Source organism: Acinetobacter endophylla (genome assembly GCF_053543775.1).
In genome coordinates, this window is record NZ_JBLVOM010000046.1 from 1 (window position 1) to 1,250 (window position 1,250).

Annotated in this window: 2 protein-coding genes; both read right to left on the minus strand. The window is 39.8% G+C overall.

What is annotated here, in order from left to right; all coding sequences use genetic code 11:
* Positions 1-738, minus strand: a 738-nt coding sequence (locus ACNPNW_RS04235) for a TonB-dependent siderophore receptor (protein WP_448766571.1), incomplete at its 3' end; no start/stop codon positions are given.
* Between the two features lie 80 nt (positions 739-818).
* On the minus strand, positions 819-1,226 hold the full coding sequence (locus ACNPNW_RS04240) for a transposase (protein WP_448766560.1): 408 nt from the start codon (positions 1,224-1,226) through the stop codon (positions 819-821).
* Positions 1,227-1,250: the final 24 nt, after the last annotated feature.

Here is a 1,250-nt window from a genome sequence, read left to right on the forward strand (position 1 = left end):
AGTTACATCTGCCTCCACAACAGCACCTATGCCGTTCTTTTTCAGTTCATAACGATCCAGATAACTGTCACCATTCTGTTTATAGCCAAATACACGGCCTCTGATTTTTCCATCCTGGGTGAGAGGAGAGGATATATCTGCTTCATAGCGCTGCGTATTCCATGAACCGTAACTGGCATTCAAGGCTGCCTGAAGTTCCTGAGTAGGGCGTTTGCGAATCATGTTAATGGTTGCACCAGGATCGCCAATTCCATTATTTAAGGCATTTGCGCCTTTCACCACTTCGATACGGTCAAACAAAAAACTGTCCGGATTATCATTATTATAATTATAGCCTTCGAGTGGAATACCAACGCCATCCACTAAAACATTCGAAATCTCGAAACCTCGGGCAAGGTAGGAGCTCCGTTCCGTTTCCTGATTGTTGACAATAATGCCAGGGGCATTACGCAGTACTTCCCGGGTATTATCTAAGGCAAAGTCATCCAGTTGCTGGCGAGTGATGACATTGACTGTTTGCGGCGTTTCCTTGAGTGGAATATTCAGTTTTGAGGCGGTTGACGAATTTTGGATGATATAAGCCTTACTCTGTTCGGAGCTGAGCTCACTCTGTTCTGATTCCGCTGTAACTGTAATCGTCGGTAATTGCTGAGTATCATCGGCAAAACTTTGCTGGGACACTAAAATTGCAAGACTAAGAAGAGAAAGCTTAAATGATGGAGGAACGGTATAAAACATTTTAGTTAATGTAAATGATAATGATTATCAGTAATATTATTGTTTAATATCTCTTAAAGCAATCTCAATATAAGTTGTCATTAAAAAGTAAACATGTATTCTTTTCCGAATTGGTTTGATACTTTCTCCACCCATTGCTCTATTTTGTCAGCTGTCATGACTTGAAAATCTCGCCAATAATATTTCATCTGCTTCCATACCATCTCGATTCGATTTAACTCAGGGCTATAAGCTGGAATAAAATACAGATTCGTCGAAAAGTTAGTTTTAAGTAGCTCTCTGTAATCAGCCATCTTTTTACTTCTATGAATCGAGGCATTATCAACAATAAGAACCAATGGAAGGTTATACATCTGTTTTACTTGTTGAGCTATTCCAGTTAAATAGGCATAAAACCAAGTGCTTTTCACTGACTCTTGTAAACAGCTTGTCACCAGTTTCCCCGTTGAAAGCAAACACCCCATGACATTAACTCGTTTTAATCTTATTGCATCAACCGCATGAACATCACC